Raw genomic sequence first — 14,699 nt, 5'->3', positions numbered from 1 at the left:
AATTTGAGGGCAGAAGTATTAAGTTTTAATCGAACCATAGTGGGATTGAAACTCAAGCATCTTAACCATGTTGTTGTAAGTTACGAGCGTTTTAATCGAACCATAGTGGGATTGAAACGAGAACAGGGCATGATTTAGTTTTGTGTTGGTAATCGTTTTAATCGAACCATAGTGGGATTGAAACGGGCGTTAATCAAAACAACTTATTCCAAAATCTCCAGAAGTTTTAATCGAACCATAGTGGGATTGAAACCCGACTGCTATAACGGATTGAAAAATCGTTTTCTCGTTGTTTTAATCGAACCATAGTGGGATTGAAACTGCTTCTGATATGTCCTGCTTAAGCTGGCCTACGATTTCGTTTTAATCGAACCATAGTGGGATTGAAACGATTCAATTCAAAACAAAAAAAATTTACCTCCTAAATAAGTTTTAATCGAACCATAGTGGGATTGAAACTGATGCCTCCGGCCACGATTTTTTCATTAATTGCTGGCCCCTCAAGAGAATTGGACTAAAACGCACAACATGCTAAAATTTCTCTTGGGGGAGTCAAACTCAATGGCAGCACGTAAAAACTTTACCCTCGAAGAAAAACTTGCTGTCCTTGCCGAGGATGAAAGCTCTTCTACTACCAAAATTGCTGTATGTAGGAAGTATGGCATATCAAAGAGCACCTTAGATTACTGGAAAAAACATCTCCTGAACACTGAAAATTATCCCGAAGATGAACTTAAAACTCAGAAAAGAAAACGTTATGCTATGCTCAATAATTGTTGATAAAGACTTGGAAATCGCTTATTTAAAGGAATTATTAAAAAAACGAGCCGGAGTTAAATGAAAAAAGATGCTTTATTCCTGGCTTTTCAAGGACCAAAAATGGCGAAATTGTAACTGGCGAAGCAATAAAGACGCTACTTTTAAATCCAAGGAATTTCAAGAGTAATGAAAAGGCCCAGGGTATATTACACGAGCGAATACTTGTAGGTTCAACGGAGAGAAATTCGAATATAGAGCAATTTTAAGGGCATTGAAGAAGGATTTTGTTGAGCTGAATGAAAAAGACGATTTTAAAATTAATTACTTTTGTTTGCTAGGGGTGAATAAAAAAAATTGAAATTGCACAAGGGAGGTAAATTATGTTAAAAATAGAAATTCCAGGTGAAGGCATCGCAGAACTAAAGTATTTAGTGTTGGATTACAACGGCACATTGGCAGCGGACGGGAAGTGTTCTGAGAGAGTAAAGGAATTGATCAAAAATATTTCTAATGTGATGGAGATTTACGTGCTCACAGCTGATACTTACGGATGTGCTTATGAAGAGATAAAAGGCCTCCCCGTGAAGTTTCAAAGAGTAGACCCTTTAAATGGAGGTGAGGATAAAAAAAATTTCGTAGAAAAATTAGGTGGAGAATATGTTGCGGCTGTAGGAAATGGAAAAAACGATGTAAAAATGTTCCAGGTATCCAGGTTGAGAGTTGCGGTTATAGGTAAAGAAGGGGCTTTTTTTGGTGCCTTGATGAACTCCGATATAGTTGTTACTTCTCCAGAAGATGCCTTGGAATTGTTTTTAAATACCAAAAGAATCGTAGCTACTTTAAGGAAATAATTATTTTAAAAAACGTTAAAAATAAAAAGGGCCAGAACACCCCTTTTATTTTTTTATAACAATTTTGATATTTTCTCGAGCTTTTCAATGTGTTCTATCAACCCCTGAATGGCCTTAGAGATTTCTTGGGAAGCTGCAGCCTGATTGCGGGAAAATTCGAATGTAACTTTGATGTCCTCGTTTATTTCTGATATCCTCTCTCTCATTCAAAGTCAAAGCTTTTACTTCTTCTATTGATTTTTTACTGGTTTCAGCCATCTTCCTTATCTCTGTGGCTATTACTCCAAATCCGTGTCCTGTCTGAGCTGCCCTGGCGGCTTCTATTGCTGCGTTGATACCTAATATTTGAGACTTAGCCGCTATATCACTAAAATGTTCATTGTTGTGCTGCTTAAGTCCTTGGCGCCCGTTTGTTCGCTTTTAGAGGAAATACTGCCGTTTATTACTTTCGAGGACATAATACAATTACTTTTTGTTTATTTTTCTGTTATTATAACAAATTTTATAGAAGTAAGAAAATATAGCATTAAAAAACTTTGGCTTGCGAAAAATCACAAAATGCAAATACAATTAAAAAATATTGACAATTTAATAATTCTGTGATATTCTTAAGATGTATATACATGTTAATATTTATGACAATAGTGGGGAAGGAGTCAAAAATGGAAAAGAGGTTTTTAGCGCCGCGGGAAATAATTGAGTCTACTATCGCAATAGGGAAAAAGAAGGCAGAACTTTCCCTTTTGCAAATGATCCTTTTGGGATTGATGGCTGGAATCTATATAGGTTTCGGTGGATTCGCCTCTATTACGATAATGCAGACATTAAAGAATATCGATGCCGGTCTTATGAAATTTGCCGGTGCCATGGTCTTTCCGGTTGGCCTCATGCTTGTAGTGATTTGCGGCGCCGAGCTTTTTACGGGGAATAATTTGATGGTATTTTCGGTTTTGAGAAGGGAAATTGATGGAGCAGCGCTGTGTAGAAATTGGATTACAGTATATGCGGCTAACTTTATAGGTTCCGTACTTCTCGCATATCTTATTGCAAGTGGCGGATATTTACAAGGCAGTGTTAAAGACCTGGCCCTCTCCATTGGACAAAACAAGATGTTTTCGAATTTTGCGGTGCCCTTGGTGAGAGGGATACTGTGCAACATCCTGGTGGTCCTTGCAGTGATGATGGCAACTTCATCGCAGGACATAATTTCCAAGATATTTTCGTGCTGGTTTCCCATAATGCTTTTCGTGCTTTCGGGCTATGAGCACAGTGTGGCGAATATGTTTTTCCTTCCCCTGGCAAAGTTCGGGGGATTGGATATAAGCTGGGGAGAAATATTCGCAAGGAACTTGATCCCCGTCACTTTGGGGAATATGATAGGAGGGGCATTAATAGTTCCGTTAGTGTACTTCCTCGCGTATTTTGGTGAGGCGAGAAATAGCGATTTAAAAATGTAAGTCATTTGCAATACGACTAATTGAGGAAGGACGGAGATTTAACGTATGTTTATAAAGAGCAGTTTAGAAGATTTTGTGGAAGTGCTTTCGTCCAAGGAACCGGTTCCTGGTGGAGGAGGCGCTGCAGCGCTTGCTGGGGCGCTGGGAAATGCGCTAGGGGGGATGGTCTGCAATCTGACTATAGGAAAGGAAAAATACAAGGATGTAGAGCCGGAAGTAAAGGATATACTGGAGAAGACCAGGGAACTTCAAAGGAAATTGCTTTTGTTGGTTGATGAGGACGCCGAGGTTTTCAAAGAAGTAGCGGCCGCATACAAGCTTCCTAAAAATACCGAGGAAGAAAAGCAAAAGAAAAAGGAAGCCTTAAATAGGGCTTTGAAGAACGCGTGCCAGGTGCCGTTAAAGATAATGGAATATTCGCTCGAAGCCCTGAAACTTCAAAAAAGGTTGGCCGAGATAGGCTCAAAACTTGCCATAAGCGACGTGGGAGTCGGTGCGCTCCTTTTAAAAGCAGCGGTGCACGGAGGGAAACTGAATGTACTCATAAACCTAGGCGGAATCGACGACAGAGAATTCGTGGAGAATACAGGAAAATACGTAGAAAAAATTTGCAAAGAAGCGGACGCTCTGGCGGATGAAGCTTATGATGAAGTGCTGAAAAAATTGTAAACCTCTTTAGAAAAGACTTATGAGGAGGTGATATGCAAGTAGCGGTTCCACAATTTTTAAAAAAGAGGTGTAAAAAATGAAAAGTCCGGAAGAATTAGCGAAGGAAAGACTTGCGCGGATCGAGGCGGCGGTAAACCTGGAAGAACCTGACCGGGTGCCCTTCAGCGGCGTTGGTGGCGATGTGATAGCAGCTTATGCGGGCATAACGCAGGAAGAATTTTGTTTCGATTATGACAAGGCTAAAGAAGCGATTGTCAAATTCAACAGAGATTTCCCCTGTGACTGGACTTTTGCGGCGGGTTTTGTGGGAGTCGGGGTGCCACCGTTTACATACGCTTTTGCCGATGATCCGGATGTTTCGGCGACGGTCGGAATGGCGATGTTTGGTACGATACATGACATAATAGATGATACATGCACCAGGTATCCCGGCAGGGAAATCGAAAAGAATTGTTCGCCGCAGTTCATCGGCGGGAAATTTATGGAACCGGAAGAGTACGACGATTTAATAGAAGATCCGGTCAAGTTCATAGCGGAAACGATAATTCCGAGGATTTGCCGCAATATGAATACTCCGCGCAAAGCGATGGCTGCCATGATAAGGCTGGGAATGGAGGCCGAAAAAATAAAGAATTTTACCATTGAAGTTGGAAAAGAACTGGCCCAATTAGGTTACCCGGCTATCCCCATAACCTTGGGGTACACCCCCTTAGATCTCATAGGAGATGGCCTGAGGGATGAACTCAATTTGATACTTGACCTTCGCAGGTATCCGGACAAAGTAAAAAAAGCATGCGAAGCGCTGGTAGAACCAATTTTAAAAGCAGGATTGGCTTTAAAGCCTTTGGGAGTCAAATATGCTTTTATACCGCTGCATTTGAACGAATACCTATCACCGGAGCTTTACAATGAATTCTACTGGCCTTATCTGAAAGAGGTAATACTGGGCTTTGCAAAGGAAGGCATAAAGTCATTCGTGTTTTTCGAAGGCAGACACGATGCGCATTTAGAAACCATCCTCGACCTCCCGAAAGGATGGGGCATAGCCTACTTTGAAAAAACCGATGTCAGGAAAGCAAAGGAAATTTTGAAGGGACATACGTGCGTGATGGGCGGGGTGCCGATTAGTTTGATAGTCGGCGGGACGACCGAAAAAATCGATGCCTACGTTAAGGAACTGTTGGACGAAGTTAAACCCGGTGGAGGATACATACTCGCGACCAGCGTGGGGATTGCTCCGAGAGAAACCCCGGTAGAAAATATTAGGGCTTTAATTGAAGCTGTCGAAAAGTACGGCAGGTATTGAAAAAATTTTTCAAAGGAGGTTTTACTGATGCTTGATGAAATTTTAAAGAGCATAGTCGAGATGGAAGAAGAGGAGGCTATAAAGAAGGCGAAGGAATACTTAGACGGTGGAGGGGACCCGCAGAAGCTTCTAGAAGTATGCCGGGACGCGATGGGCGAAGTAGGAGCCAGGTTTGAGAAGGGAGAATACTTCCTGTCCGAACTTATCTTGGGCGGCGAGATATTCAAGCAGATAATGGAATTTACGTTGCCGAAGATAAAGAGCGGTTCGGTCAAGAAGATAGGCAAGATAGTTCTCGGGACTGTGAAGGAAGACGTGCACAACATAGGCAAGGACATATTCAAGGTATTTGCCGAAGCTTCGGGATTTGAAGTGATAGACATAGGGATAGACACGCCGGAGGAGAAGTTTGTGGAAGCGGTGAAGGAGCACAAGCCGGACATAGTAGGCATGTCGTGTCTTATAACTGCTGGAGTAACTTCGATGAAGAAGACGGTGGACAAATTGAAGGAAGCTGGGTTGAGGGACAGCATAAAGATAATAATTGGAGGAGGCAGGGTAGACGAGAGCGTGAAGGAATTCACGGGAGCCGACGCGTGGGCGGACGATGCCGCAAAAGGCGTGAGGCTTTGCAAACAACTTATAGGTGTGGAGGGTTAAAAAATGGTTAGCAATGCGAAAGAACTTGCCGAAAAAAGATTAGCCCGTTTAATGGCGGCAATGAACCTTGAGGAACCCGACAAAGTTCCCCTTGCAGGTGTGGGTGGTGACATAGTTCCAGCTTATTCCGGCCTGAGCATGTACGAATATTGCTATGACAGCGAAAAAGCTCTGAAGGCGATGGAGAAGTTTTTAAAAGACTTCCCCTGTGACTGGCCTTTTGCAGCTTCCGTGAGCGGTTTGGACGGGCGTGTGTTCAACGTAGCGTTTTCGGAATTTCCGGATATTTCCATAAACCTCACCTTCATAACCGGGCCGATGCACGATGCATTGGGGGACAAATACTACAGGTATCCGGGCAGGGAAATTTCGGAGGATTCATCCCCTCAGTTTATCGGCGGGTCTTTTATGGAAGCCGATGAATACGACAAACTTATAGAAGATCCCGTAAAGTTCATAGCCGAAACGGTGCTACCCAGGGCCTGCCGCAACTTGGAAACACCCCGCAAGGCTATGGCGACGATGGTTAGGCTCGGCACCGAAATATCCAAATTTAATGCTATGATGATGCAGACTGTCGGTTTGATGCAGGAGTTGGGCTATCCCGCAATGGCTCTTGGAGGTGCCTATGCGCCGCTGGACCTGATAGGTGACTTTTTGAGAGGCGTGGAGAATCTACTGTTAGACATCAGGAGGTATCCTGACAAGGTAAAAGCAGCGACCGAAGCATTGGTAGAGCCGATAATGAATTATGCACTGGCTCACAAGAATATAGGCGCTACTTTGGCCTTTATACCACTCCACCTGAATGAATACCTCTCGCCCAAGCTTTATAAAGAATTCTACTGGCCCACGCTGAAGGAAGTCATCGTAAGGCTTGTAAACGAAGGCTTTAAAGTAATGGTATTCTTCGAAGGAAGGCACGATGCACATCTCGAGACAATTTTAGAGTTGCCAAAAGGGTGGGGAGTAGCATATTTTGAGAAGACCGACGTTGTAAAAGCAAAGGAAGTCTTGAAAGGTCATACTTGCGTAATGGGCGGAATTCCCATGGGACTTATAGTTGGAGGAACGCCGGCTCAAATCGACGAGTACGTTAAAAATCTGCTCGAGAAAGTAAAACCCGGCGGCGGATTTATCCTGGCCCCCGGCGTTGGGACTGCCCCGAGAGAGACACCGGTCGAGAACATAAAGGCGCTTATAGAGGCTGTGGAGAAGTACGGTTAAATTAATTGCCGATCGCCGGTGAAGCCGGCGATCGGCACAAACTTAAAAGCACGATAGTAAAGTAAAATATCAGAAATAAAATAAATTTAATAAGAATATAAATTGTACAATTACACTTTTTTAAGAAAGGGTGGGAGTGGTGGGAAAAAGTAATACTGCGACAGTTGTTGCGGTAATGTCGGTATTTTTTATCGCGATGGGTATAGGGACTATAACACCGGCGCTGCAAAACATAGCGGAAGCCTTCCCGGAACTTCCCTTCAGCACTATTTTATTGGCATCTACTTTGCCATCGCTTTTTCTTATACCGGCAACCGCCTGGTCCGGTATGGTTGCAGGAAACAGGGTTGGATACAGACCTCTATTATTGATAGGTACCCTTCTTTTTGCTGTAGCAGGAGCTGCGCCTTTTGTCATGAATGATTTCACCGTTATACTGGTGGCTAGGGCATTATTTGGAATAGGCCTTGGTATAATATCCCCCCTTGGAACTGCACTAATTTTGGGGCTATTTGAAGGACAGCAGAGGGCCAATATGCTTGGGCTTTCGGGTGTAATTATGAACCTAGGCGGTATAGTGCTTCAAATGTTAGGTGCGATTTTGTGCACGATAAGTTGGAAACATGCCTTTTTGCCGCACTTATTAGCACTTATAACCTTCTTCATGGTGCTTTTTATGCTCCCCGAACCCGAAAAGAAGAAGGAAGAAACTGCAGCAGGCGCAGCGGCTAAGGTTAAAATGCCGGGCGCGGTTTATTTAATCGCGGCGCTTTTTGGTACTGCTACGATGTTGAATTACCCTATGCTAGTTAATATGTCAACGATAATTATTACCGGGAATCTGGGGGATGCGGCCTCGGCGGGAGTCGTGCTCTCAATGTTCACCGTCGGAGGAATGATTGGAGGAGCGATTTTCGGAAAACTACATCAATACTTAAAACTTCACGCTATTACATTGAGCTTGCTTGTTATATCGGCTGGCATGGGGTGTGTGTATTACGCTAATAGCTTAATGATGCTGACGGTAGGTTCCACCCTCGTGGGGTTGGGATTTAGCGTTTTAATGCCTGCTGTGATGATGATAATAGGATCTATTGTTCCGCCAGCGGCCTTTGCATCGGCGTCCGGTACGCTGATGGCTTTTATGAACCTTGGAGGATTTATTTCGACATATTATATAGCGCTTCTTTTGAGGATAAATAGTTATATACGTTTTCCTATATTTATCGCAATGGTGGCGTATTTTATAAGTGCATTGATATACGCATTAACGGGGGCGAGGAAGTCGCCTTCGGTTTCAAAAGCAGGTTAATAAAGCACCCGACTTTTGGAGCGTCACATCCGCATATTTATGTCTTTATTAGTGTTGTGATGGGATGCTTTTTTGGACCATATTTGTTAAAAGTCATTAAATCTCTCTGTCCTGCCTTACTCACTAAAGTGCGGGATGGAGAGCTTTTGCCATTTAAAAAATCATAAAATTGACAAAAGATGAAATATAAGATAAAACATATACAAGTATAACACGCTATAATAATTTAGAATTTTTATAAGGAGGTTAGAGCGTGCTGGAGGATGTTTTAAAGAGCATAGTCGAAATGGAGGAAGAAGAGGCGGTAAATAAAGCCAAGGAGTACCTAGAAGGCGGAGGGGATGCACAGAAGCTCTTGGAAGTTTGTAGGGATGCCATGGGAAAAATAGGCGAGAGGTTTGAAAAGGGCGAATACTTCCTGTCCGAACTCATTCTAGGTGGCGAGATTTTTAAAGAAATAATGGAATTCACGCTGCCCAAGATTAAAGGTGGAAGCGAGAAGAAGTTAGGCAAGATTGTATTAGGGACGGTAAAAGAAGACGTGCACAACATAGGCAAGGACATATTCAAGGTATTTGCCGAAGCTTCGGGATTTGAAGTGATAGACATAGGGATAGACACGCCGGAGGAGAAGTTTGTGGAAGCGGTGAAGGAGCACAAGCCGGACATAGTAGGCATGTCGTGTCTTATAACTGCAGGAGTGACCTCGATGAAGAAGACGGTGGACAAATTGAAGGAAGCGGGGTTGAGGGACGGCATAAAGATAATAATAGGTGGAGGCAGGGTAGACGAGAGCGTCAAGGAATACGCCGGAGCGGATGCTTGGGCTGACGATGCGGCGAAAGGAGTAAGGCTCTGCAAACAACTTCTGGGGATGGAGGTGTGATTCGGTATGGTGAGCAATGCACAGGAGCTTGCTGAAAAGCGGTATGCTCGTATTATGGCGGCGATTAATCTTGAAGAACCGGATAGGGTTCCTCTTAGAGGATTTGGCGGAGATATAATTCCGGCTTATTCCGGCATAACACAGCACGAATTTTGCTATGATTATGAAAAGGCTATAAAAGCCATTGAAAAATTCTTGACCGATTTTCAGTTTGATTGGGCCAGTTCGGGAATAACGGGCTTAGATGGACGCGTATTTAGTGTGGCGTTTTCGGAATATCCTGATATTGCGGCGAATACTACTTTTATAACCGGACCGATGCATGATGTGTTAGGAGACAAGTATTATCGGTATCCGGGAAGGGAGATATCGGAAGACGCATCTCCACAATTTATTGGTGGAACCTTCATGGAAGCCGACGAATATGACCAATTGATAGAAGACCCAGTCAAATTTGTTGCTGAAACTGTGCTGCCTAGGGCATGCCGCAATTTAGAGACACCGCGGCAGGCCATGGCTACAATGGTAAGGCTAGGGGTTGAATTTGCAAGGTACGGAGCAGCAGGCCGCGAAATTGGGGCAATAACCGCAAAGTTGGGATACCCGTCTATACCCATGGGCGGGGCTTATGCGCCGCTAGATATAATAGGAGACTTTTTGAGGGGGATTGAAAACGTACTTTTGGACATCAGAAGATATCCGGATAAGGTTAAAAAAGCGGCAGAAGCTTTGGTTGAACCAATTGTGAAGTATGCACTTTCCTATAAACAGAGAGGATTAAAGTGGGTTATGATACCTCTGCATTTGAACGAGTATCTATCCCCCAAGCTGTACAAAGAATTTTATTGGCCAACTTTGAAGGAAGTGATTCTGAGACTGGCCGATGAAGGTATGAAAGCACAGGTGTTTTTCGAGGGACGCCATGATGCGCACCTTGAGACCATATTAGAGCTTCCCAAGGGATGGGGCATTGCATACTTTGAAAAGACCGATGTCGTGAAGGCAAAGAAAGTTTTGGAAGGACATACTTGCGTTATGGGCGGAATTCCGATGAGCTTAATAGTGGGCGGAACCCCGGAGAAAATTGAAGAATACGTAAAGAATTTATTAGAACAGGTAAAGCCGGGTGGCGGATTTATACTCAGCGCTAACATAGGTACGGCTCCTAGGGAAACCCCCACCGAGAATATTACTGCTTTAATCGAAGCGGTAGAAAAATACGGTTAGAAGATGCACCGGCCCTGGCGTTTAAGCCGGGGCCGGGTATTGAAATTAAAGAGGAGGGGGAAAATGAAAAAGCCTCTTAGCAAAGCTATAAAAACTTTTTACGGCATTGGCGATTTCGGTTTTTCCATGATGACTAGTGTGGAATTGTACTTGTTTGTATTCTTCTTGACAAACGTAGCAAAATTCTCGCTCCCTATGGTGGCACTAATAGGTACGGTTACGAGTGTAGTTGATGCTCTGCTATCTCCTTTTTACGGTGCGATTATTAGTGGAACCAAGCCGATGAAATGGGGAAGAAACCGTTCGTGGATGTTAATTGCTCCACCGATAGTAGTAATCCTTTATATGTTTCAGTACACTAAGATAGGGCCTAGTGAAACAATAGCGGCAATTATCGTATGTTTGGGGTTTATTTTGAGCCATATAGCGTGGAATATACCATGGGTAGCTAACGTTTCGCTTATTCCCGTTTTGGCTAATAATCCGGAAGAGAGAGCTTTTCTGGCCTCAAGACGTGCTACCTACACATCGCTGGCTGGTGTAGTCTTCTCTTATACAGGACCTCCTTTAGCTGTATATTTAGGAAAGGTTACTAACAATGAAATTTTGGGTTATACACTTCTTGCGGGAATAATGGCATTCCTGATGATGATATGTTACTGGTTTGTTTTCAAGATAACTGAAGGTTATGAACCTACTGGTCAAGTGCAGGGTCCATCAAAAGGTTCTACTGTAACAATTAGAGCTATGATTAACAGCCTTATACAAAATCCCCCTCTTATAGTGCTTCTTATATCCGATTTTCTCAGGTATATGGTTAACTTTATCATGACAGCAGCAGCCGCTTACTACTTTACCTATGTAGCACAGAATATGGCTCTTTACCCTACCTATCTGTTACTCGGCGGCATAGCCCAGGTAATAGGAGCCTATATAGCAGGTAGCCTATCTAAAAGTCTTTCGACTAGGAATGCTTCTATCGTAGGTTTATTCGGATTGGCAGTTTCGCTAATTATATGCAAATTCGTAGGAATGAATATAACGATGTTTTTTGTGTTTGTTTTGATAGCCAGAGTATTTCTCGGACTTTTGGCATCGGTTATGGTAAGTCTGTATTCAGATGTGTCGATTTATGCCCAATGGAAAACGGGAGAAGATGCATCTCCCTTCGTTATGGGATTGATGAACCTATCTTTGAAAACCGCAATTATTTCGAGAGGAACTATAATCCCCTTTGTTCTAGCTACTGCTGGGTTTGTGCCTGGTGCTAATCCGGCTACAGCCACCCTAGCTCTGAAAAATGCGGTAATAAATGTGTTTGTATTCATTCCTGGTATCTTTGCTTTGGCCTCTGCATTAGTGCTTGCGTTCGGTTATAAGTTAACAAGAGAAAAACTGATTCAGCTGCAAAATGAAATTAATCAGAGGAGAGCAGAAGCTGAAGGAGCAAAAGCGTAAATAAGCAGGAAAAGTTAATAACACCGGTGGGTTTCGCCACCGGTGTTATTATTATACGTATAAAGTTTTAAATACATCTTTTTTTCTTCTCAGTATTATGGTAAGGTAATATAAGTAAAAACTTTTTTTATTTGCAGGTGGTGTTTTTATGGAAACGTACACGGTTACAATCCTCCCGGAAAACATCCATGCAACAGCGGAAGAAAATGCCACATTGAAGAAAGTTTTTACCGAAAACGGCATAAAATTCGAGTTTCCGTGCGGGGGTATGGGGAAATGCAAAAAATGCAAGGTTAAGATAGTAAAAGGAAATTCTAGTGAAGAAGTCCTTGCGTGTCAGTTCAAGGTTACTGAGGATGTCATCGTAGAAATTCCGAAAAAGGAGCAAAAGTACGAGATCTTATCGGAAGGTGTTGAACGAAAGGTAGTGTTGGACCCGCTGGTGAAGAAGCGGTACTTGGATCTGCCACTGCCATCGCTGGAAGATAACAGGGATGATTGGGATAGATTGAGAGGGAATATAGGCTTGAAGCCCAGCCTTAAAGTTTTGAGGGAATTGCCCGAGAGGATTAGGGAAAGCAACTTTAAAGTCACCGTGGTAACCTGGGAAGATGAAGTCCTGGCCGTTGAAAAAGGGGATACCAGACGGGAAATTTTAGGGATGGCTTTCGACATCGGCACGACGACGATAGCAGGCTATCTTATAAATTTGAGCACCGGCAGCGAAATAGCAAGGGTATCTGCACTTAATCCGCAGACTAAGTACGGGGCCGATGTTATTTCAAGAATAAATTTGGCTTCCGAGACGCCGGATGGATTGGAAAAACTTCACGCAGAAGTGATAAATGAAATCAACAATTTAATCGACAAGGCGCTGAGCGGCACCGATTTTAAGCGCGAGGACATTTACGCAGTTACAATAGTGGGCAATACGACCATGCAGCACCTGTTTTTAAAGGTGCAGCCAAAACACCTGGCCTTAGCTCCCTACGTGCCCGTTTTTTCAGAGCCGATGGTCGTGGATGCGGCTGAACTTGGCATAAACATCAACCCGAACGGCAAGGTTTTTACACTGCCGAACATTGCCGGGTTTGTCGGGGCCGACACGGTTGGCGCGGCCCTGGCATGCGAGATGGACAAGTACGATGACCTCAGGCTGCTGATAGATATAGGCACTAATGGAGAGATGGTGCTGGGGACTAAAGAAAGGCTCTTTGCCTGTTCCACCGCTGCAGGGCCTGCCTTCGAAGGTGCTCACATAGCCTGCGGCATGAGGGGGGCGACCGGAGCTATAGATCATGCGAAAATAGACGGAGAAATAAAGTACACGGTGATAGGCGGGGTTGAGCCTGTAGGTATATGCGGGTCGGGACTTTTGGATATTGTGGCGGAGCTTCTGAAAGTGGGCGTCGTGGACAAAAAAGGAAGAATCTTGAAGCCTGAGGAACTTTCCGGGGAAGGGGAAATTTACAAAGACAGAATTAGAGAGATAAACGGAATAAGGGCATTTATTATAGAGGAGAATACGCCGACCGGGCAGCCCGTGTATATAAACCAGAAAGATATAAGGGAGCTGCAGTTGGCAAAAGGAGCCATAGCCGCAGGAATCGAAATTCTGTTAAATACTTTCGGGGCTAAGGTGAAGGACATAAAGGAAGTATTTCTGGCGGGGGCTTTCGGGAATTATCTGAAACCCGAAAGCGCATGTAAGATAGGACTCATCCCGCCCGAACTGGAAGGCAGGATTAAACCCGTGGGTAATGCCGCCGGGACCGGGGCAAAACTTGCGCTTGTATCCGAAAAAGAATACGAGCGGGCACTTGCACTTTCCCGCAAGATCCATTATATAGAACTCAGCGCGGTGAGCGAATTCAGCCGGATTTTTGCCAAGAAAATTGAATTTTAATACAACAGTTGAAAATAATAATGCAAAAAGGCATAATTTTGATTAGGTGATGTTGAATGTTACTAAGTGTGCAAAAAATCAAGGAGATATATGGCATCAACAGAAGAATGCTAATAAACCGGGAAAAGGAAGGATTGAAAACAACCTCATAGATACAGCAAGGATTTATGGCCAAAGAGGTGCTAAAAGGCATGATAACAATTCAGGCAAAGCTGATTTTTGATAGCAACGAAGATAAGCAGGAAGTATTAGACCTTTTGAGAAGATGGTCATCCTGCACAAGATTCGCATATAACAGACTTTTAGAAGGATATAGCAGAAATGAACTCAAAAGAGAACTTCAAGGGATTTTCAGTTTAAATTCGAAGTATGTAGATGATGCGATAATGAAGGCAAAAAGCGTTCTAGAGTCTTGTAAAGAAAGAGGCGAAAATCCAGGCAAAGTTATTTTCGGTGGCAGGAGTTTGTTTGAAAAGCTAAAGAAACAACACATAAATGGAAATGCATATAAGAAGCTGCAACATGAATGGCAAGAAAGAAGGAAAGGCAATCTCTACTCTAGGGGAGACAAGACCAAGAAAGGGAACCTGAATACGAGAATCGAGATAGATGAAAATGGTGCTGTACTTAGAATCAACGTAGGTGAAAGAAGGTATGCATATGCAAGGATGCAACCGGGATGGAAAAAAGGGAAGAGCCGGGAGGAATTACTACAAGCAATAAGCACTTGCGGACAGCCTTATTCTGTCGAGCTAAAGCTCAAAAATGGGAAGGTATATGCTTACTTTACGATTGAAGAAAACTTCCCGGAAGTTGCGATAACAAAAGAAAATGGGGTTATAGGAATAGACGTCAACGCATATCCGGACCATATAGCATGGGCGGAAACAGATGAGAACGGGCAATTAGCAGGACACGGCAAAATTCCGATGCCCGAACTTATAAGCGGCAATACGGATAAGAGGGAATATTACAGATGGC

The 14,699-nt window shown here is 43.4% G+C and carries 13 protein-coding genes, 2 pseudogenes and 1 CRISPR repeat array (1 of these 16 running past the window's edge); of the genes and pseudogenes, 14 read left to right on the top strand and 1 reads right to left on the bottom strand.

Going from position 1 to position 14,699, the window contains the following annotated elements; genetic code table 11:
* A CRISPR array of direct repeats spans window positions 1–459; the repeat unit is 30 nt; unit sequence GTTTTAATCGAACCATAGTGGGATTGAAAC; it reaches 579 nt to the left of the window's first position.
* 102 nt (window positions 460–561) lie between these two features.
* Together AN618_RS04050 and AN618_RS04045 are read left to right on the top strand one after the other, a co-directional pair.
* The gene (locus tag AN618_RS04050; RefSeq protein WP_066352402.1) at window positions 562–780 is read left to right on the top strand and encodes a transposase; all 219 of its coding nucleotides are present in this window, start codon (window positions 562–564) and stop codon (window positions 778–780) included.
* A 359-nt stretch (window positions 781–1,139) separates the two neighbouring features.
* Window positions 1,140–1,610 carry an HAD family hydrolase gene (locus AN618_RS04045; protein WP_066352400.1) on the top strand — a complete coding sequence of 157 codons (471 nt, stop codon included), beginning with the start codon at window positions 1,140–1,142 and terminating at the stop codon, window positions 1,608–1,610.
* A 114-nt stretch (window positions 1,611–1,724) separates the two neighbouring features.
* On the opposite strand, the gene AN618_RS13950 is transcribed toward AN618_RS04045, so the two are convergent.
* A complete protein-coding gene (locus AN618_RS13950) occupies window positions 1,725–1,934 on the bottom strand; it encodes a methyl-accepting chemotaxis protein (RefSeq protein ID WP_425402669.1) in 210 nt (69 codons plus the stop codon).
* Between the two features lie 338 nt (window positions 1,935–2,272).
* Between AN618_RS13950 and AN618_RS04035 the strand changes: the two genes are divergently transcribed.
* From AN618_RS04035 to AN618_RS03985, 12 genes and pseudogenes are all read left to right on the top strand, one after another.
* Entirely contained in the window at window positions 2,273–3,067 is a 795-nt protein-coding gene (locus tag AN618_RS04035; protein ID WP_066352525.1) for a formate/nitrite transporter family protein, read from the top strand.
* Window positions 3,068–3,112: 45 nt separating this feature from the next.
* A complete protein-coding gene (locus AN618_RS04030; RefSeq protein WP_066352395.1) occupies window positions 3,113–3,736 on the top strand; it encodes a cyclodeaminase/cyclohydrolase family protein in 624 nt (207 codons plus the stop codon).
* A 76-nt stretch (window positions 3,737–3,812) separates the two neighbouring features.
* Complete coding sequence (locus AN618_RS04025; RefSeq protein ID WP_066352394.1) at window positions 3,813–5,042, top strand: uroporphyrinogen decarboxylase family protein; 1,230 nt, start codon at window positions 3,813–3,815, stop codon at window positions 5,040–5,042.
* Window positions 5,043–5,069: 27 nt separating this feature from the next.
* Window positions 5,070–5,702, top strand: coding sequence for a cobalamin B12-binding domain-containing protein (locus tag AN618_RS04020; RefSeq protein WP_066352393.1), 633 nt, complete (start codon window positions 5,070–5,072; stop codon window positions 5,700–5,702).
* A 3-nt stretch (window positions 5,703–5,705) separates the two neighbouring features.
* Complete coding sequence (locus AN618_RS04015) at window positions 5,706–6,929, top strand: uroporphyrinogen decarboxylase family protein (RefSeq protein WP_066352392.1); 1,224 nt, start codon at window positions 5,706–5,708, stop codon at window positions 6,927–6,929.
* Between the two features lie 139 nt (window positions 6,930–7,068).
* Window positions 7,069–8,241, top strand: coding sequence for an MFS transporter (locus AN618_RS04010; RefSeq protein ID WP_245628388.1), 1,173 nt, complete (start codon window positions 7,069–7,071; stop codon window positions 8,239–8,241).
* Window positions 8,242–8,494: 253 nt separating this feature from the next.
* Window positions 8,495–9,127 carry a cobalamin B12-binding domain-containing protein gene (locus tag AN618_RS04005; RefSeq protein ID WP_066352391.1) on the top strand — a complete coding sequence of 211 codons (633 nt, stop codon included), beginning with the start codon at window positions 8,495–8,497 and terminating at the stop codon, window positions 9,125–9,127.
* A 6-nt stretch (window positions 9,128–9,133) separates the two neighbouring features.
* Window positions 9,134–10,354, top strand: a complete 1,221-nt coding sequence (locus tag AN618_RS04000) for a uroporphyrinogen decarboxylase family protein (protein ID WP_066352390.1) — start codon at window positions 9,134–9,136, stop codon at window positions 10,352–10,354.
* Window positions 10,355–10,417: 63 nt separating this feature from the next.
* On the top strand, window positions 10,418–11,812 hold the full coding sequence (locus AN618_RS03995; protein ID WP_066352389.1) for an MFS transporter: 1,395 nt from the start codon (window positions 10,418–10,420) through the stop codon (window positions 11,810–11,812).
* 148 nt (window positions 11,813–11,960) lie between these two features.
* Complete coding sequence (locus tag AN618_RS03990; RefSeq protein WP_066352387.1) at window positions 11,961–13,718, top strand: ASKHA domain-containing protein; 1,758 nt, start codon at window positions 11,961–11,963, stop codon at window positions 13,716–13,718.
* A 56-nt stretch (window positions 13,719–13,774) separates the two neighbouring features.
* A pseudogene (locus tag AN618_RS13025) lies at window positions 13,775–13,861 on the top strand (IS607 family transposase); the annotation flags it as partial.
* A 48-nt stretch (window positions 13,862–13,909) separates the two neighbouring features.
* Window positions 13,910–14,699, top strand: a pseudogene (locus AN618_RS03985) (IS200/IS605 family accessory protein TnpB-related protein); the annotation flags it as partial.

Source organism: Fervidicola ferrireducens (genome assembly GCF_001562425.1).
GTDB lineage: Bacteria > Bacillota > Thermosediminibacteria > Thermosediminibacterales > Thermosediminibacteraceae > Fervidicola > Fervidicola ferrireducens.
Note: the sequence above shows the minus strand (reverse complement) of the source record. Positions and strands in the feature narration are given on the sequence as shown.